Origin of the sequence: Ancylobacter sp. IITR112, from assembly GCF_041415945.1 — a bacterium.
In the GTDB taxonomy this organism is placed as follows: Bacteria; Pseudomonadota; Alphaproteobacteria; order Rhizobiales; family Xanthobacteraceae; genus Ancylobacter.
In genome coordinates, this window is sequence record NZ_JBGCUS010000001.1 from 1,680,351 (window position 1) to 1,697,006 (window position 16,656).

General features: G+C 69.3%; 18 protein-coding genes. 5 read left to right on the forward strand and 13 right to left on the reverse strand.

Going from position 1 to position 16,656, the window contains the following annotated elements; genetic code table 11:
• Positions 1–117: 117 nt before the first annotated feature.
• Entirely contained in the window at positions 118–402 is a 285-nt protein-coding gene (locus tag AAC979_RS08075) for a DUF1488 family protein (protein ID WP_371346295.1), read from the reverse strand.
• Between the two features lie 165 nt (positions 403–567).
• On the opposite strand from AAC979_RS08075, the gene AAC979_RS08080 reads away from it, so the two are divergent.
• A complete protein-coding gene (locus AAC979_RS08080; RefSeq protein ID WP_371346297.1) occupies positions 568–813 on the forward strand; it encodes a hypothetical protein in 246 nt (81 codons plus the stop codon).
• Between the two features lie 7 nt (positions 814–820).
• On the opposite strand, the gene AAC979_RS08085 is transcribed toward AAC979_RS08080, so the two are convergent.
• The 12 genes from AAC979_RS08085 to AAC979_RS08140 all read right to left on the reverse strand — a co-directional run bounded on the left by AAC979_RS08085 (position 821) and on the right by AAC979_RS08140 (position 12,146).
• Entirely contained in the window at positions 821–1,831 is a 1,011-nt protein-coding gene (locus AAC979_RS08085; protein WP_371346298.1) for a cytochrome D1 domain-containing protein, read from the reverse strand.
• A gap of 23 nt (positions 1,832–1,854) precedes the next feature.
• Positions 1,855–2,409, reverse strand: a complete 555-nt coding sequence (locus AAC979_RS08090) for an SRPBCC family protein (RefSeq protein WP_371346300.1) — start codon at positions 2,407–2,409, stop codon at positions 1,855–1,857.
• A gap of 11 nt (positions 2,410–2,420) precedes the next feature.
• Positions 2,421–3,428, reverse strand: coding sequence for a VWA domain-containing protein (locus tag AAC979_RS08095; protein ID WP_371346301.1), 1,008 nt, complete (start codon positions 3,426–3,428; stop codon positions 2,421–2,423).
• Positions 3,429–3,436: 8 nt separating this feature from the next.
• Positions 3,437–3,997: a hypothetical protein gene (locus tag AAC979_RS08100; protein ID WP_371346302.1), complete on the reverse strand. Its 561-nt coding sequence runs from the start codon at positions 3,995–3,997 to the stop codon at positions 3,437–3,439.
• On the reverse strand, positions 3,994–5,076 hold the full coding sequence (locus AAC979_RS08105; protein ID WP_371346303.1) for a VWA domain-containing protein: 1,083 nt from the start codon (positions 5,074–5,076) through the stop codon (positions 3,994–3,996). Before AAC979_RS08105 ends, AAC979_RS08100 begins: the two co-directional genes overlap by 4 nt.
• The gene (locus AAC979_RS08110; protein ID WP_371346304.1) at positions 5,073–6,008 is read right to left on the reverse strand and encodes a nonribosomal peptide synthetase MxaA; all 936 of its coding nucleotides are present in this window, start codon (positions 6,006–6,008) and stop codon (positions 5,073–5,075) included. The genes AAC979_RS08105 and AAC979_RS08110 overlap by 4 nt, the downstream gene beginning before the upstream one ends.
• Positions 6,009–6,881: a DUF58 domain-containing protein gene (locus AAC979_RS08115; protein WP_371346305.1), complete on the reverse strand. Its 873-nt coding sequence runs from the start codon at positions 6,879–6,881 to the stop codon at positions 6,009–6,011.
• Positions 6,878–7,909, reverse strand: coding sequence for an AAA family ATPase (locus tag AAC979_RS08120; RefSeq protein WP_371346306.1), 1,032 nt, complete (start codon positions 7,907–7,909; stop codon positions 6,878–6,880). Before AAC979_RS08120 ends, AAC979_RS08115 begins: the two co-directional genes overlap by 4 nt.
• Before the next feature lie 199 nt (positions 7,910–8,108).
• Entirely contained in the window at positions 8,109–8,420 is a 312-nt protein-coding gene (locus AAC979_RS08125; RefSeq protein ID WP_371346307.1) for a methanol dehydrogenase [cytochrome c] subunit, read from the reverse strand.
• Between the two features lie 43 nt (positions 8,421–8,463).
• Positions 8,464–9,057 carry a cytochrome c(L), periplasmic gene (gene moxG / locus AAC979_RS08130; protein ID WP_371346308.1) on the reverse strand — a complete coding sequence of 198 codons (594 nt, stop codon included), beginning with the start codon at positions 9,055–9,057 and terminating at the stop codon, positions 8,464–8,466.
• A gap of 73 nt (positions 9,058–9,130) precedes the next feature.
• A complete protein-coding gene (gene moxJ, locus AAC979_RS08135; protein WP_371349023.1) occupies positions 9,131–10,012 on the reverse strand; it encodes a methanol oxidation system protein MoxJ in 882 nt (293 codons plus the stop codon).
• Positions 10,013–10,241: 229 nt separating this feature from the next.
• Positions 10,242–12,146, reverse strand: a complete 1,905-nt coding sequence (locus AAC979_RS08140; protein ID WP_371346309.1) for a methanol/ethanol family PQQ-dependent dehydrogenase — start codon at positions 12,144–12,146, stop codon at positions 10,242–10,244.
• A gap of 449 nt (positions 12,147–12,595) precedes the next feature.
• On the opposite strand from AAC979_RS08140, the gene AAC979_RS08145 reads away from it, so the two are divergent.
• From AAC979_RS08145 to AAC979_RS08160, 4 genes are all read left to right on the forward strand, one after another.
• Positions 12,596–13,123, forward strand: coding sequence for a hypothetical protein (locus AAC979_RS08145; protein ID WP_371346310.1), 528 nt, complete (start codon positions 12,596–12,598; stop codon positions 13,121–13,123).
• Entirely contained in the window at positions 13,120–14,565 is a 1,446-nt protein-coding gene (locus tag AAC979_RS08150; protein ID WP_371346312.1) for an ATP-binding protein, read from the forward strand. The genes AAC979_RS08145 and AAC979_RS08150 overlap by 4 nt, the downstream gene beginning before the upstream one ends.
• A complete protein-coding gene (locus AAC979_RS08155) occupies positions 14,562–15,224 on the forward strand; it encodes a response regulator (protein ID WP_371346313.1) in 663 nt (220 codons plus the stop codon). The genes AAC979_RS08150 and AAC979_RS08155 overlap by 4 nt, the downstream gene beginning before the upstream one ends.
• Positions 15,225–15,485: 261 nt before the next feature.
• Positions 15,486–16,571: a septal ring lytic transglycosylase RlpA family protein gene (locus AAC979_RS08160; RefSeq protein ID WP_371346314.1), complete on the forward strand. Its 1,086-nt coding sequence runs from the start codon at positions 15,486–15,488 to the stop codon at positions 16,569–16,571.
• The last annotated feature ends 85 nt before the right edge of the window (positions 16,572–16,656 follow it).

Below are 16,656 nucleotides of genomic sequence, written 5' to 3' on the forward strand. Positions count from 1 at the left end.
TGAGGCGGATACCGGTTCGCGCGAAGAAAACAATATAAAACAAATAATTGGATCATTTCACTGTTTCCGGGAAACAGTGAAATGATCAGGAATAGGCGGTATCGGCGCCCGGCGCGGTCAAGCCAGCGCCGGCCCGTCCAGCACCTCCTGCGCCCCGAGGGCGAACGGACGCTCGCTTGTCTGTTTCATCTTGCGCAGCGCCGCCGCCTCAATGCGCGCGCGGTGCTGCTCGAACCGGGCGAGGCGGTCGGCGCGGCTGGCGAGCGGGGCGTTTTCCAGCCGCTCCAGCGCCTCCCAGCTCACAAGACATTCGACGATATCGTCGTCACCCCGGAAGAAAAAGCGGACCACCTTACGATCGGTAAGATCTTCCGGCGGCTTGGCTGAATGATGAAGCGTCATGATTACCTCCTTGAGCTCGTGGTTAACACCGCATGGCCGAGGAAGTTCGAACGGGAATAGGTCCGACATGGAGTCGGGCGGTGATGAAAGCTTCGCCCTCGCCATCATTGATTCACAATGACACGTCATACCGCGACGAGCCGGGGACGCAGCGAGGGGATCGCCATGATTTCACCAGTCGACGTGTCGCAGCGGATCGCCGAGACGGTGCTGCCCCGTCTCGGCCGCATTGACGCCCACGAGGTCGGCATTGTCCCCATCGAGGCGCTGGGCGACGCGCCGAACTGGGCGGCCCGCATCGCCCGCACGGCCGGCGGCGGGCATGCCTACCGGCAATGGCGGGTGGAGCAGTTGCGCGCCGCCGTCGATTCGGTGCGGCGGGAAATGCCGCGCATCGACTGGGGCGGCTAGAGGGTCGTCAGCGCCCGCTCCGGGGCAGGGCGATCAGATTGCGCGGGCTGGTGCCGACCTTGATGCGGCCGAGCAGGGCGCTTGTGCCGGTGTCGATCACCACCACCTCGTCCTCGGCCCAGTCCACCGCCGCCGCGCGGGTGGGTGAGGCCACCGCGATGCCCTCGGGAAAGCTGCCGAGCCGGGGCTGCTCCGGCGCCACGGTGCGGGTGCCGGCATCGAGCACGGCCAGCCGGCCGCTCTGCTGGTTGCTCACCAGCACGCGGCGCCCGTCCGGCGTCACCGCCACCCCATAGGGCATGAGCCCGATCTTGACCCGGGCGATCTCGCGCGGCGCCGCGCCGGTCTCGATAAGGGAGAGATCGCCGCTCTGGACATTGGCGACATAGAGACGCCCGCCATCAGGCCCCAGAGCGAGGGCGAAGGGAGCGCGCCCGACCGGCACGGTGGCGATGCGGGTCATGTCGCCGACGCGCACCACGCTGACCTGATTGCTCTCACGGTCGGCGACATAGGCGAGGGTGCCGGCCGCATCCAGCACCAGCCCCGCTGGCGCCTTGCCGATCGCCACGCGGCCGGTCTCGGCGCCGGTGGCGGCGTCGAGACGGATCAGCGCGTCGGCGCTCCAGTCGCTCACCAGCAGGCTGTGCCCGTCCGGGCTGACAGCGATGCCGAACGGTTCCAGCCCGACCTTGAACGTCGCCGTGACCCGCCGTGCGGCGAGATCGACGCGGCTGACGAGGCTGAGGTCGGGATGGGTGACATAGAGCGTCGCCCCGTCCGAACTGGTGGCGAGGCCGGCCGGCACGGCGGCGACGGGAATGACGGCCGCGACGTTCAGCGCGTCGATATCCACCAGCGCCACCTCCGCCGCCTTCTGCGACACCACGGCCATGAGCGGGGAGGGCGTCGACGCGAGCGGTTCGGCCCGCGACGTGCCCACCGCGAAGGGCAGGGCGAGCGCGAAAATGGCGAGCGCGAGCCGCGCCAGCACGGCGCGGCGCGTCAGCGCCCTCACCGCGTCGCCCCCGCGCCCGCCCCTCACTTGCCGGTCACCTTGGCCTGCAGCCCCTTCAGGCCCTGCTGGATGAAATCGGTCATCGCCGCCACGGCGGCCGCGTCATTGCGGTCCTCCGGCGGTTCGTTGGTGGTGTCGGCCCGGTAGAAGCGGGCATCCCATGTCACCAGACTGCCGGCGCCGTCCGGCTTCACCTCGATGGTCTGGGTGTAGAAGCTGACCGGAATCGCCTCGGCATTCTCGGTGAGCAGGCGGTAGGAAATGCGGTGGGCGGCGGGGTCGATCTCGTCCAGCCCCTCCTTGATCTCGCCCTTCTCCAGCGTCACCACGCGCTCGGCCCCCGCGGCATCGCCCCCCGTTGCTTCCAGCTTCTTCACCAGCGGGTGCCACTCGCCCATGCCGCCGAAGCGGGAGAGCACCGCCCACACCGCCTCCGGCGGGGCGGCGATCACCAGCGTCTCGTCGGCGCGCTGCGGCGTCGGCCCGTGGGCGAAGGCGGGCGCAGGGGCGAAGCCTGGGGCAGCGGCGAAGGCGGCGGCGAGAAGCAGGCAGAGCGTGAACGCACGTCGTTGCAGCATGGTCATGTCCTTTAGCGGGTGGGAAGGCGCTCGGGGCGCCGCGAGGTGGTGGCACCGAGGCCGAACAGCAGCGCCAGGCAGAACAGCGCCAGCGCGGCGGGAATGGCGGCGGTGTCGACGCGCATCTCCACCGGGCGCGGGCGCGTGTCGGCCTCGACGGCGGCGATGAGCCCGCCGCCGGTGCCGAGCGCGACGAAGCCGAGCCCGGTCTGCGCGGCGAGCGCGCGCAGATGCGCCTCGCGCATCGCGCTGAGATGCTCGGTGCCGGTGGCGGCCTCCCCGCCCCAGGGGGCGTTGCGCGGATTCCAGCCGGCGCGCGAGGCGGCATCCTCGGGCGGCGGGCCGGTGCGGTTTTCCTGTGGCACGTCCTGCTCCTCATAGAAGCCGACCTCGCGCCCGTCCTGGTCGAATTTGGGAATTGGCGACGGCTCGCTGGCGCCGACGCCCACAAGCAGCCCCGCCACCTCACCCGGCTTGCCGTCAAAGCCTGGCAGCGCGCCGCCGGCCAGCGGCGGCGCCTCGTGCCCGTCGCTCATGAAGACGAGATCGGCCTTCAGGCCGGCGGCGAGGGCAAGGGCGGAATGCACGCCGCGCGCGACATAGCTGTCGCCTTCCCAGGCCATGCGCCAGTCGAGATCGTCGATCGAGCCGGCGATGGCGGCGAAGTTCTCGCAGATTTCCGCCGGCTCGAACAAAAGGAAGCTGCGCCGCTCGGTGAAGATGGCAAGGCCGAGACGCGAGCCGCAGGGCAGGGCGGCGAGAATGTCGCGCGCCCCGGCCTTGGCGGCGGCGAGGCGGGTGGCCGGCGCGCCCGCGAGGCCGGCGTCACGCACATTCATGCTGCCGGTCACGTCGATGACCACCAGAATGTCGCGCACATTGCCGGTCTGGACGATACGCGGCGCGAACAGCGCGGCGAGGATGGCGAGCAGCGCGGCGAGCAGCAGCCAGAACCGCCAGTCGCGGCGCGAGCCGTCATGTGCCCGTGCGCTCGCCCGCGCCCTCATGGCAGCGCTCATAGCAGCCCTCATGGCAGCCCCCGTGGCAGGCCGGGGAGGTCGGTCCAGAGCTTCTTCACCGCTTCCGGCGGCAATTCCTCGCCTTCCAGTTCGATCTGCGGAAAATCGCGCACCAGCCGCATGGCGATGTCGAGATTATATTTCGCATCCCAGAAGCCGGGATCGAGGGTGAGGGCGCGGCGGTAATTGTCCTTGGCCAGCCGCACCAGCGGAATGGCGGGGTCGACGCGGTTCGATTCCAGATGGTCGAATGCGACACGCAGCCGGGCATTGGCCATGTCGTAGAGCGCGGCGATAGCAAGGCGGCGGTCGGCGCCGCTGGCGAGCTGGTTGAGCAGAGGCTGCGCCTCGTCCAGCCGGTCGCGGGTGAGCAGGAAATGCAGCCGCGCGAACACCAGCTCCGGCGGGTCCTCGGTGCTGATGGCGAGGTCGTGGCCGGCTTCGATCGAGGCGATCAGCCCGTTGTCGCGCTCGACCACAATGAGCCGCGCACCGAGCCAGGAGGCGGCGGCGAGGCTGGCGAAGAGCAGCGTGCCGGTGGCGAACAGAGCGAGGCGTCTCGTCCTCATGCGGCCCTCCTCGGTTCGGTGGCGGGAAGCGTGGTCGCCCGTTCGGCGCCACCACGGCCGGCGGGGAGCAGCCGGCGCTCCGCCAGCTTGGCGGCCAGCAGCAGCGCGACGGCGAGAGCGGCGACCAGAAAGGCCGGCCGCGCGAGATCGCGGCGGGGAATGCGCTCGGCATAGCGGATCGGCCGCGTCTCCTGCCGGTCGATCTCGGTGATGGCCTGCGCCACCGCCTCCGGGCTGGTCGCCTCGAAGGCGCGATAGGGCACGCCGAGGCTCTGCAGGAACAGGTGCAGATGCCGCTCGGGATTGGCCTGGGCGGAATCGTCGCCCGAGGCCGGCACGTCATGAATGCCCTGCGCCCCGCGCGTGCGCAGGAACAGCCAGTAGAGATGCACCGGCGTGCGCGCCGCCGCGTCGCGCAGCGCCTCCTGCACCCGGCGGTCGATCAGCGCCGCGCCGTCGGAGACCAGCAGCACGGCGCGGGAGGATTCGTCGGTGTCATCGGCGAAATAGGAAAAGGCCAGCGCCAGCCCGCGCCCGACATCGGTGAAGGCGAGGCCGGGCCGGTCGATGGCGTCGATCGCCGCATCCACCACCTGATGATGATCGGTCAGCGGCAGCACCGGCATGGGCGAGGTGGAGAAGGCGGCCACCGCGATGCGGTCATGCGGGCGGCGGGCGACGAATTCCGCCAGCAGGCGCTTGGCGGCGGCGGATTTCGATTCCTGGTCGCCGGTGGGGGCGCGGCCGGCGAAGCTGTTGTCCATGCTGGAGGAGCGGTCGAGCAGCAGCACGAGATGCGCGCCCGTGCCCTCGCGCATCACGCTCTGCTCGCGGCGGTGCAGGCCGGCGAGCCCCAGCACCAGCGCGAGCATGGCGACGATGCCCGCCAGCCGCAGCCCTGCCCCGAGGGCGCGCGAGAGTGGATCGTCCGGCACCAGCCCGACCGCGGCGATGCCGCGACGGCGGAAAGGCGTGGCCAGAAGCGGCAGCAGGGCGAGCAGCAGCAGCGCCAGCACGGCGGGATGGTCGACACCCCAGCCGCGCGTCAGCCCGTCCCATAGGCTGCCGGCGCCGCTCATGCCGTACCCCGCTCGACCGCGCGCAGCCGCCGCGACAGGGCGACAAGATCGGCGGGGGACAGGACACGCTGGGCGCCGTCCGGGTCGGCGCCGAAAAAGGCGCGCCGGGAGGCGGCGAACAGACGGCGCACCTCGGCCTCCGCCGCGCGGAAGGCGGCGTGGCGCTCGAAGAAGCCGGGCAGGTCCTCGGCGAAGACCCCCTTGCCATCGGTGGCGTCAAACGCACGGTGCAGTGCCTGCAGTGCGCCCGTATAGCGCGCGGCGGCCGATACGGGATCGGCCGCGGGCGCGGCGAGGCTGGCGGGGATCGCCCGCGCCGCCCGGGCGAAGGGCCGGGCGCGTCGGCGACCGAACGGCCACCACCCCATCTGCCAGGCGAGCAGCACCAGCGCCAGCAGCGCAACGCCAAGCGCCAGGAGAAGCCCCCGCCGCAGCGCCGCCGTGGGCAGCGGGCGCGGCGCGATGTCCGGGCGCAGCACCATCGCCGGCCCCGGCCCGGTGGCGACGATCTCCCGCAGCGGCGACATAAGGAACGACCAGGCAGGGACTTCCACCGGCACCCGCCGCTCGCCATCGACGGCGAACAGCGCGACGGCGGGGATGGTCAGCCGGCGCGGCTCCAGCGGGGCGTAGAAGGTCTGGTAGACGAGATCGAGCGTGTAGCGGTGGACGCCATCGCGGACGCCCTGATCCTTCACCCGGACATCCCTCAGGTCAAGCCAGTAATTCAGCGCGCGCGGGGTGGGCAGCGAGGCGGAATCGAGCACGAAAGGCGCGTCGAGCGCGATCTCGGCGGTGAGGGTGAGCGTGTCGCCGATGACATGGCCGAAGCCGCGCGGGGCGTAGAGCTCCACCGCCGGCGGCTGGGCGCCAGCGGGGAGGGCGGTCAGCCCGAGCAAAGCGAGGGTGAGGAGGAGCCGCGCGCCCCGCATTCAGCCCTCCATCAGCCGCTGGGCCAGCGCGTCGGTATCGAGCGCATCCTTCAGCTCGACCGGACGCAGCCCGCGACGGGCGAACAGCGCCGCCAGCGCCTGGCGCCGCTCCTGCGCCGCGCGCAGCCAGCGGGCGCGCAGGGACGGGCGCATGAACACGAGCCGCGCCGCACCGGTCTCCAAATCGCCGAGTTCGAGCAGGCCCCAGCGGGGCAGGCCCTCCTCCAGCGCACCGTCCCGCACGACAACGGGGACCACATCGTGCCGCCACAGCGCGTCGAGCAGCCGCTCGATCTCGCCGGCCGGCATCAGGAAATCGGAGACGAGAAACACCAGCGAGCGGCGGCCGGGCAGGCGCCCGGTGGCCTCCAGCAGCCCGGCGGCGCCGGCGCCGCGCGGCTGGGCGGCGGCGAGGCGCTGGCGCACCTCCTCCTCCAGGCCGCGCCGACGCGCGAGAGGCAGGCTCGCCGCCTCGTTCACCCCGGCATCACAGCCATAGAGCGCGAAGGCGTCGCCCGAGCGCACGGCGGAGAGCGCGAGCAGCGCGCCGAGTTCCGCCACCCGTTCCGTCACCGCCGCGCCGAAGCGCATCGAGCCGGACAGATCGACCAGCATCGCCACCGGCACGGTGCGGCGCGGCGCGAACTGGCGCACATGCAATTCGCCATGGGGATCGCGCAGCGAGACGCGCAGGTCGATGCGGCGCGGATCCGGCTGGCGCAGCAGCGAGACATGGCGGCGGAACTCGCCCTCCGCGCCCTCGCCGCGCCCCGGATGGGCGCCGGGGAAAATGCCCTCCGGCCGCCAGCGCAGGCGGTAGGGAAGCGGTCGCAGCTCGGCGGATTCCAGAGGGTCGCCCTCGCGCGCCGTCATGGCGCCGGCACCCGCTCGAACACGCCGGCGATGAGCGCGGCGACGATGGGCTCGCGCCGCATCTCATAGACCGGATCGGTGAAGATGCGGTGCGCCATCACCTCGGGGAACACGGCGCGCAGATCCTCCGGCACCACCATATCGCGCCCTTCCAGCCACGCCCGCACGCGGGCGGCGCGGATGAGATAGCTCATGCCGCGCGGGCTGGCGCCGCCCTGCACCACCCGGTCCATCGACACGCCCTCGATGGCGAGCCCGAGCGCGGCGGGACGGCGGATGCCTTCCCACAGCGCCAGCGTATAGGCTTCCAGCGCCGGGCTGGTGCGCACGCCGAGCTGGATGGCGCGGGCGACGGTGCCGAGCGCCTGCGGATCGAGCACCCCGCTCTCCACATCCATCAGCAGCGAGTCGACATCGTGGAAGCGCGGATCGAACACCAGGCTGCGGCGCGCTTCTTCCGTTTGCGGCATCGCCACCTGGACTTCCATCAGGAAGCGGTCGCGGGCGGCGGCGGGAAGCTCGAAGGTCTCCTCGCGCTCCACCCGGTTACGGTCGGCGAAGACCTGCACATGCGGGAAGCGGTATTCGCGGTTGAAGGCGGAGACCGAGCGCTCCGCCATCAGCCGCAGCAGCAGCGAATGCACCTGCGGCCGGGCGCGGTTGATCTCGTTGAAGAAGAAGATGGAGAGGTCCTCGCCCTGGCGCAGCAGCGGGCCGGGGTCGATGCGCGGCTTGCCGTCCTCGCCGAGATGGGCGTGATAGACGAGATCGCCCGGCATCAGGTCGATCGTGCCCTCGATCCGCTCGAACGCGCCGCCAATGGCCCGGGCCATGGCCCGCAGCAGGGTGGTCTTGCCGACGCCGACATCGCCTTCCAGCAGCACATGGCCGCGCGCGAAGGTGGCGATGGTGAGCAGGCGGATCACCCGCTCCTGGCCCAGCACCACCTTGCCGATCTCGCGCTCGAAGCGCAGCGCGTGGGCGTGCCAGTCCGCCAGCACGGAATCGGGATCGCGGACGAGATGCATGGGAAAGCCTCTCAGGCGGCGGCGCGCGCCGCCTCTGCCGGAAAAGGGCGCGGCCCACGCCGGACGGGGGGACCCGCTCGGCGTCGGCCGCGCCAGTTGCCCACAAACCGGGCGGCTGGCCCGGAGGATCGCGGGGCGGACAGGAGAAGGCGTCCGCCCGCAAGTGGGTTCTCGAAGAACAGAGCCGTGCGGCCGGGGATCAGTTGGAGATCTTGCTCACGTCGTAGACCCACTTGCCGGTCTTCTCGAAATTGGCGACGCGCTGGGCATTGCGCTCCTCCATCGCCTTGATCGATTCCGACTGCTTGTTCAGTTCCTTGGGGTCATGCTTGGGGTCGTATTTGGAGCCGGCCACCTTGTCGGGATAGCCGGGCTTGGGTTCCCAGCAATTGCCGGGCGCCTTGCAGTTGGTGCCGTCATAGGCGCTCGCGCCGCCCAGCATGGCGAGGGAGAGCGCGCCGGCGCCGGCGAGGGTCAAGGCGAAGGCGAGGCTGCGGTCGATGATGCTCATGTCAGTCTCCTGGTCGTTGTCCACCCGTCTTCAGCCGCCCGGTTCAGCCGGCCGGCCCGCCGCACGCCGCGGGCAGCTCTTCGGCTGGCTCAACGTGCTTGGCGTTCGCGTCGAAGGGCTTGAATTTGCTGCGCTGCTCATCGGTGAGCCAGACGGCGCCCTTCGGATCGTCCTTGTAGAGATGCCGGACCCAGGACATGGCGAGGAGCATCTCGTTCATGTTCAGCGCGCCATACATCGGCCCCATCTGGCCGTTGGCGCCGCCGAAAATGGTCTCGAACAGACCCTGGTCGGTCTCGTTCTTGGGATAGGTCCAGTAGGAATCGTTGAGACCGGGGCCGATCTTGCCCTCGCCATAATGGCCGTGGCAGCCCGAGCACATGGACAGGAAGATCTCATGCGCCTTGGGCAGGCAGACGGGATCTTCGTTGTAGATGTTCTTGCCGGTCTCCAGGAAGACCTTCACCGCCTTGGTGTCGCGTCCTTCTTCCGGCGCCTCGGACAGGTCGAGCGGCTGGCCGGTGATCGTGTTGGTCAGCATGATCGCGGCGCGGGCACCGAACCCGACCACACCGGCTCCGAGCGCTCCCGCGAGCAGCAGCGTGGCCGCCTTCTTGGTGAAAATCGTCTTCGTCATCGAATCTTGTTCACATCCAGAGATCAGGGGCGCACCGCGGCCCGGCAGACGCGCGGTGCGTCGGGACGGGGCGTCAGGTGTTTGGCTCCAGCAGCGGGATGCCTTCCTGAGTGAGGATCTGCTCGATCTGCGGACGGGCCTTGTCGAGCGCCTCGTTGATCTGCTTGAGCAGTTCCGGGTCGTTCTTGCGCACGCCGATCGCCTGGTCGTAATGCATCGGGATCGGCGCGTCGTTCGGCCGGTCGATGTCGCGGGTGATCACCGTGATCCGCAGCGGCGTCGACGACGCCTTCACATAGCGCGCCACTTCGGGGGCGAAGGCGATGCCGACATCGGCCTCGCCGCTGGCGACCTCGGAGACGATGCGGTCGCCCGGCACCTGGGTCCACTGGTTGCGCCGCGACTTGAAGTTGACCAGCGAGTACATGTAGGCCGCATTGTCCTCGAACCGGCCGATGCGCTTGAGCATGGTTTCGGCCGGCGAGTAGAAGCGCACGGCGAAACGGGTCTGGTCCTTGATCTGCTGGTCTTGCCAGTCGCTGGTGGTGATGTCGCGGTCGGCCCGGGTCACCAGCACATAGCCGGTGCGGTAATAGGGCTTGGAGGCGAGCACGCGCTCGTCGCCGACATCGACGCCCATCACCACGTCGCAGTTGTTCTTGTCGAGCTGGTCGCGCACGAGATAGATGCCGGGCTGGTCGGTGCGCACGAAGACCGGCTTGCGGCCCATGGCCTGGGCCAGCACGATGGCGATGCGGTCCTCGAAGCCGCTATTGTCGGCGGCGGAGAACGGCGCTTCGACATTCGAGGCGCAGATGCGCAGCTCATTGGGATTGCGGCCGGCGGCCTTGTCGGCCTCGACGGTCGCGGCGCGGGCGAGCCCGGCAAAGGCAAAACCGGACAAGGCAAGACCGGCGGCAAGGGCGAGCCGGCTGACGACCTGTCGTGTGGACATCGGGGAGCCCATGGCGAGTCCTCCTGGACGGGATTTCGGGTGCGGAAGGTGCTGTGTGGCAGCGGGGCACGGGGAGGGGCGGGCAGGGGACGCGGCAGCGGCAGTGAGCCCTGGCCGCTGCGCGTCCCCGTCCCTGGGTGTCCGGCGGCGGGGCAGCCGCCGGATACCCGGCCTTCGGGGACTGCGCCGCCCGCCGCGCTGGGCGGCCGGCGGCGTGTCAGGCGAAGGATCAGCCGCCGCCCTGGATCACGTTGGTCGAGTATTCGCCAACGTTCGGGTCGCTGTAGGGACCGTCGCCATTGAGCGAGAACACCATCACGCCGCCACCCATCTGGGTGTAGTGCTGGAGCTGCTTGAAGGCGCCCACCGAGCCGAGGCCGGCGGTCGGGTCGTTGAGGTCGAACACCAGGCCGACGCCCGGCCAGCCACCGACGCCGTAATAGATGGCGACGAACTGCTTGCCATTATGGGTGTAGGTCATGGGGTGGCCGATCACGCCGGAGGGAAGCTTGAACTTCCACAGCAGCTCGCCGGTGTCGCTGTCGCGCGCCTTGATGAAGCCGTCCAGCGTCCCGTAGAACATCACGCCGCCAGCGGTGGCGAGCGTGCCGCCCCAGGCCGCGAAGCGTTCCATCACCTGCCACTTGAACTTGTTGTTGATGGCGTCATAGGCCTTCACCTGACCGAGACCTTCATAGGTCTGGCGGTCACCCTTCGGGCCCGGATACATCCACAGGGTCGCACCGACGAAGAACTGGCCGGCACGGTAGGGAAGCATGAAGGGCTCCCAGTCCATGCAGATGTGGTTGATGCCCATGAAGAAGGACTTGCGCTCCGGATCGTAGGAGTCATGTCCCTGGTTGTGATAGCCCATGGCCGAGGGGCAGATGTCGCGGCCCTTGTGGTCCATGCGCGTGCCGAATTCCGGATCGCGCTCGGGCAGGCCGGTCTTCAGGTCGACCTTCTTCACCCAGTTGACCGTGTCGTCGATCTTGTCGGCCGAGACGAGGTCGCCATTGGTGCGGTCGAGCGTGTAGACGATGCCGTTACGGTCGGGATGGGTGAGAAGCTTGCGCATCTTCCCTTCCTTGTCCTGCTGCTCGGAGAGCATCATGACGTTGACGCCGGCATAGTCCCATTCGTCGTGCGGGGTCTTCTGGTAGCCGAACTTGGCGTTACCCGTGTCGATGTCGCGACCCCAGATGGTCATCGTCCACTTGTTGTCGCCCGGGCGCATCGTCTCGTTCCACGGCGCCGGGTTGCCCGAGCCGTAGTAGAACAAGTTGGTGCCGGGGTCGAAGGCGTACCAGCCCCAGTTGGTGCCGCCGCCGATCTTCCACGCCTCGCCTTCCCAGGTCGCCTTGCCGAGACCCTTCTGGCCGTATTGCGGGTTGGCGCTGTTGAAGTCGTCGGCGAGGCGCACTTCCTCGTCCGGGCCGGTGGCGTAAGCGCGCCATTTCTGGGCGCCGGTGGGGATGTCATAGGCGGTGACATAGCCGCGCACGCCGAGTTCGGCGCCCGAGGAACCGATCAGCACGGTGTCCTTGACCACATAGGGAGCGATGGTGAGCGTCGAGCCGACCTTGATGTCGGAGTTTTCGAGCTTCCAGTATTCCTCACCGGTCTTGGCGTCGAGCGCGACCACATGGCCGTCGAGCTGGGTCTTGAGGATCAGCGGGCCGACCTTGCCGTTGCCCGGCCAATAGGCGAGGCCGCGATTGACCACGTCGCAGCACGCCACCGCGCGGGCGGTCGGGTTCTGCTTCGGCTTGTGCTGCCAGAGAATCTTGCCCGGATCGTCCAGCCCGACCGCGAAGGTCGTGTTGGGGAAGGGCGAGTGGATATACATCACGCCGTCGACGACGAGGGGGGTGCCCTCATGGCCCGACAGCACGCCGGTGGAGAACGACCAGGCAGGACGAAGCTGCTTGACGTTCTCCTTGGTGATCTGGTTCGCCTCGCTGTAATTGTTGGCGTTGTAGTTCTTGCCGGTCATCGGCCAGTTGTCGGTGCTCTTCGACAGCTCGACGAGCTTGTCGTTGGCCACCGCCGGCGCCGAGGCGCCGAAGCTCGCCGCGGCCGCCATCACGGCGGCGACAGAGAGCGCGGACACCGAAGTGTGCAGTCGGCTCATTGGGTCTTCCCTCGCGTTTCCTACTTCCCAAGCCGCCCCGCTGCGCCCCGGCCTTGCCGTCGACGTGCGGGTCTCTTTTATCCCTCGCCGCGCCCGCTCATCCGTGGGCGGTTCCATGAGATTGTCTTAGGGAGCGGCGGAGAATTCTTATGATTTTCTAAGAACATTGACTGTTCCGGGAGTATTGTTCGCCGCGCTCGGATTTATTGTCTTTAGGCAGAATGGAAATTCGAGGCGGGAAGTTTTCCCTGTCGCAGGAGATAACTCACCCAGCCCAGCCGGAAGCCTTGCCCAATGTCCGCTAAAGGGTTTATTTGACAGCAGGTTGCGGCGCTTTTCCCAGATCCGCCGCCCTCGCGCCGTCGATCAGGCTGGCGCCGGCTCCGCCGGAGCGGTACAGTCGGGGAATGCGGGCCGAGACCACTCTCATAAGAAGTTCATAAGTATAGATGAGCCGCTTGCCCTTCGCCGTCGCGCGCCTGTCGCTGGGCGCCGTCCTCGCCCTTGCTCTCGCCGGCTGCCCCGGCGACAGCGAGCCGGAGACGCGCGAGCGCGTGAGCGCGCCAGCGACCGACGCCATCGCCCGCAAGACATGGCTGCAGCCGACTGACGACACCGAGCCGGAAGCCTGGCTCGCCAGCCGCGACGCCGGGGCCGATGTGGCGCCGAATGCCCCTGCCGCCAAAGCCTGGCACGACGTGCTCGATGAAGCGGACTCACGCTTCGGCGAGAGCGGCCGGATGATCGCCAACCGGGCGGTGCAACTGGAAACCATGCTGTCGGAAATCGGCATCCGGGAATCAGCGCGCGACATCATCGCCGATTTCTCCACCCTTGCGGGGAAGGGCGCCCGTGCCGGCTTCAGCGACCTGTGCCAGCATTATTACAATCTGCGCCAGCAGGGCCTCGACCGCACCGCCGCGCTGGCGGCGCTGGCGCAGGAACCGGCGCTGAAATCCGGGACCGCCGCACCGTGACCCCGCTCGCTCCTGGTTCCGCGCCGCCCCGTGCGGCCTCCTTCGGCTTCTTCCAGCGCCGGTCGCTGCGCTGGCAGGTGCTCGCCGCCATTCTCGGCATCAATCTGTGCGCGGCGCTCATCGCCATGGCGGTGATCATCGCCAATGCCCGCCGCGCCACCGAGGCGGAGATGCTGTCCTCGCTCGCCGTGGCCGAGCGCTTCGTGCAGGAAACGGTGGACCGCCTCGCCAGCGAACAGGGCGCCACCGGCTCGCTGGCGCAGCTGCCGCTGCACATTAGCGGGCTGCGCCATGTGCGTATCCGCATCGAGGACCGCGCCGGCACGGCGCTCGACATCGCGCCGGCGGAGAGCGAGCCACATGAGGGCGAGGTGCCCGGCTGGTTCACCGCGCTGGTCTCGGCGGAAGGGCAGGAGGTGGTGATCCCGATTATCGAGAACGGCGCCACGGTGGGGCAGGTGCGGGTCGCGGGCGAATCGTCGGACGAGATCGCCGAGGTGTGGGAGGACATGTCCGACCTCGCCGTGCTGGCTCTGGCGGTGAATCTCGCCATCCTCGCCGCGCTCTATCTCGTGCTCGGCCGGCTGCTGATGCCGCTGCGCACCTTGTCCGCCGGCCTGTCGGCCCTGGAGGCCGGGCAGTTCGAACATCGGCTCGACCCGCCGCGGATCCGCGAACTGGCCGTCATCGCCGCGCGCTTCAACGCGCTGGCCGCGGCGCTGAAGGCGGCCCGCGACGATAATGGCCGGCTCAATGAGCGGCTTGTGAGCGTGCAGGATGACGAGCGCCGGCAGATCGCCTCCGACCTCCATGACGAACTCGGCCCCTGCGTGTTCGGGCTGCGCGCCAATCTCGAATCCATCGCCCGGCTGTCCGCCCGCGCCGAGCCGGCGCTGGGCCAGCGCCTGGGCGAGCGCGTCGCCACCATGACCGACATTCTCGACCGCGTTCAGGGCCTCAACCGGCGCCTGCTGCGCAAGATACGGCCGATGGCGCTCGGCCATGTGCCGCTGGCGGCGGTGCTGGCGGACCTCGTGACCGATTTCGAGAATCATTCGCCCGGCCGGCGCTTCACCCTCGTCACCGAGGGGCTGGCGGAGCGCTATGGCGACAGCGTCGACATCACGCTCTACCGCTGCATCCAGGAAGCCGTCACCAACGCGCTGCGCCATGGAGACGCCCGGAACATCGCGATCACGCTGCGCGCGGACCGTCGCGAGGGACGCATCGACCTCGTCATCGAGGATGACGGTTCCGGCATCGCCGCCGGCGCGCCGCGCGGCTTCGGGCTGCTCGGCATGGAGGAGCGCATCGGTGCGCTGGGCGGCCGCTGGCATATCCGGCCGGCGCAGCCGGGCGGCACGAGGATCGAGGTGGCGATTCCCGCCCAACCCTATCAATTCGGCCTCACGGCCGCTCCCGAAAGGCTTGCCGCCCAATGACCTGCGCCCTCGTGATCGACGACCATCCCATCGTGCTGCAGGGCTGCCGGCAATTGCTTGAAGATGCCGGGGTGGAGCGGGTGCTTGAGGCCAGCACCGTGCTCACCGGCTACCGCCTGTTCCGCCGTGAGCGGCCGGATGTGGTCATTGTCGACCTCGCCTTGCAGGGCAACGGGCTCAGCGGGCTGGTGCTGGTGCGGCGCCTGCGCATGCAGGACCCGCGCACGCCGATTCTCGTCTTCTCCATGCACGGCGATCCCGTCATCGCCAGCAGGGCGCTGGAGGCCGGCGCCAATGGCTATGTGCTGAAGGACACCGCCTCCGGCGCGCTGCTGGAAGCCTTCGACCGCGTGCGCAAGGGCCAGCCCTATATGAGCCACGACCTCGCCTTGCAGGTCGCCATGCTCGGCTCGCGCAAGACCGCGCCGCTGGCCGACATCACCCCACGCGAATTGCAGACACTCTCCCTGCTGGCCGAGGGCAAGGACTATACGCTGATCGCCGACGAACTCGGCATCAGCTACAAGACGGTGGCCAACACCTGCTCGGCGCTGAAGGCGAAGCTTGGCGCCAACAGCCTGCCGGAACTCGTGCGCTGCTCGATCCAGTATCTGTCGACCTCTCCCGTCGGCCAGACCGGCAGGCACCGGCCGATGTGACGGTTCCGTAATGTGCCACGGCCGAATTGCGGCGGGGTGCCCGGGCACCGATGCGGCGCGTGGGAGAATGTCGTTGCCGCATCGTTACTTACACTTCGTTCACCATGCCGGGAGATGTGCCGCACTTTTGCCTCACTCGGGCAGCCTCTTGAGAGACAGGAAGCCGGATCACCGGTATCTTGCCGGAGATCTTGAGTGCAGTGCGTCGGTTCTCGCCCGGGTTTTCCCACGGGGGCGGCGCTCACAGACGGTTCGGGGTGAATGGGGACATATCCTGCTCTTGCCAAGGCTTGCGACCGCCGCGCGGCGGGCAATGCCTATGTCCGGTTTGGCCGGATCGCCGCCCTGTGCGGCATCGGCCTGCTGGTCGCCAACTGCACGGGCGGCCCCAGCCTGACGAGCAAGATCGACCCGAAATACGGCGTCGCCGCCAGCCCGCGCGTGGTGCAGCCCGGCCAGCCCGTGCCCAAGGGCGGCGGCAGCTATCGTGTCGGCAAGCCCTATGTCGTCGCCGGCAAGACCTATGTTCCGGCCGAGCCCACCAGCAAATACAAGGCCGAGGGCCTCGCCTCCTGGTATGGCGACGATTTCCACGGCCGGCTGACCGCCAATGGCGAAGTCTTCGACATGAACTCCATCGCTGCGGCGCATCCGACGCTGCCGATGCCGTCCTATGTCCGTGTGACCAATCTCGACAATAAGCGCTCCATGGTGGTGCGCGTGAATGATCGCGGGCCGTATCACGACAACCGCGTCATCGACGTGTCGCACCGCGCCGCCGATCTGCTCGGCTTCAAGAATAACGGCACCGCCCGCGTGCGGGTGGAATATGTCGGCCGGGCGCCGCTGGAAGGCTCCGACGACATCCAGCTCGCCTCCACGCTGCGCATGAACGGCAAGCCGGCCGACACCTCGGTGATGGTCGCCTCCGCCGGCTCGATGCGCGGCCTGACCGCCGCCAATGTGCCGCTGCCGCCGAGCCGGCCGTTCGATCTCGGCGAGCCGGCCCCCGACCAGCAGGTGGCGCAGGCGGCCGCGACCTACCAGCCGATCGCCGCCCCGGTCGCGCCCGCCCGTGTCGCCGCCGCGCCGCGCCCGGCGGTGGTGGCGACCGCGCTGCCGGCGCCGCGCCCGGCCAAGACAAACGCCGCCGCGCAGCGCGCCAAGGCGCCGGCAGCCGCCGCTTCCGGCGCCGTGCAGGTGGCGAGCCTGCAGCCTCCGGTCCGCACCGCCCCGGCGCCCGCCGCCGGCACGCCCGCCGGCTGGATGGTCGGCCCGCAGCCGGTGATGGGCTATGCCCCGACCGCCGGCGATGGCGCCGCCGATCTCGGTCGCGGGCTGTACTGACGCCCTCCACGCGCCTGCGTTCCGGCAAGCCGCGCTCGCTGCCGCATTGCGGCAGCGGCTTTCGGCTGTTAACTCTGCCCCAAGC

Bases quoted from the DNA above. Each gene is read 5' to 3' on its own strand.
- AAC979_RS08075 (WP_371346295.1), bottom strand. From the start codon at position 402: ATGACGCTTCATCATTCAGCCAAGCCGCCGGAAGATCTTACCGATCGT.
- AAC979_RS08080 (WP_371346297.1), top strand. From the start codon at position 568: ATGATTTCACCAGTCGACGTGTCGCAGCGGATCGCCGAGACGGTGCTG.
- AAC979_RS08090 (WP_371346300.1), bottom strand. From the start codon at position 2,409: ATGCTGCAACGACGTGCGTTCACGCTCTGCCTGCTTCTCGCCGCCGCC.
- AAC979_RS08095 (WP_371346301.1), bottom strand. From the start codon at position 3,428: ATGAGCGCTGCCATGAGGGCGCGGGCGAGCGCACGGGCACATGACGGC.
- AAC979_RS08100 (WP_371346302.1), bottom strand. From the start codon at position 3,997: ATGAGGACGAGACGCCTCGCTCTGTTCGCCACCGGCACGCTGCTCTTC.
- AAC979_RS08105 (WP_371346303.1), bottom strand. From the start codon at position 5,076: ATGAGCGGCGCCGGCAGCCTATGGGACGGGCTGACGCGCGGCTGGGGT.
- AAC979_RS08110 (WP_371346304.1), bottom strand. From the start codon at position 6,008: ATGCGGGGCGCGCGGCTCCTCCTCACCCTCGCTTTGCTCGGGCTGACC.
- AAC979_RS08115 (WP_371346305.1), bottom strand. From the start codon at position 6,881: ATGACGGCGCGCGAGGGCGACCCTCTGGAATCCGCCGAGCTGCGACCG.
- AAC979_RS08120 (WP_371346306.1), bottom strand. From the start codon at position 7,909: ATGCATCTCGTCCGCGATCCCGATTCCGTGCTGGCGGACTGGCACGCC.
- AAC979_RS08125 (WP_371346307.1), bottom strand. From the start codon at position 8,420: ATGAGCATCATCGACCGCAGCCTCGCCTTCGCCTTGACCCTCGCCGGC.
- moxG (WP_371346308.1), bottom strand. From the start codon at position 9,057: ATGACGAAGACGATTTTCACCAAGAAGGCGGCCACGCTGCTGCTCGCG.
- moxJ (WP_371349023.1), bottom strand. From the start codon at position 10,012: ATGTCCACACGACAGGTCGTCAGCCGGCTCGCCCTTGCCGCCGGTCTT.
- AAC979_RS08140 (WP_371346309.1), bottom strand. From the start codon at position 12,146: ATGAGCCGACTGCACACTTCGGTGTCCGCGCTCTCTGTCGCCGCCGTG.
- AAC979_RS08145 (WP_371346310.1), top strand. From the start codon at position 12,596: ATGAGCCGCTTGCCCTTCGCCGTCGCGCGCCTGTCGCTGGGCGCCGTC.
- AAC979_RS08155 (WP_371346313.1), top strand. From the start codon at position 14,562: ATGACCTGCGCCCTCGTGATCGACGACCATCCCATCGTGCTGCAGGGC.
- AAC979_RS08160 (WP_371346314.1), top strand. From the start codon at position 15,486: ATGGGGACATATCCTGCTCTTGCCAAGGCTTGCGACCGCCGCGCGGCG.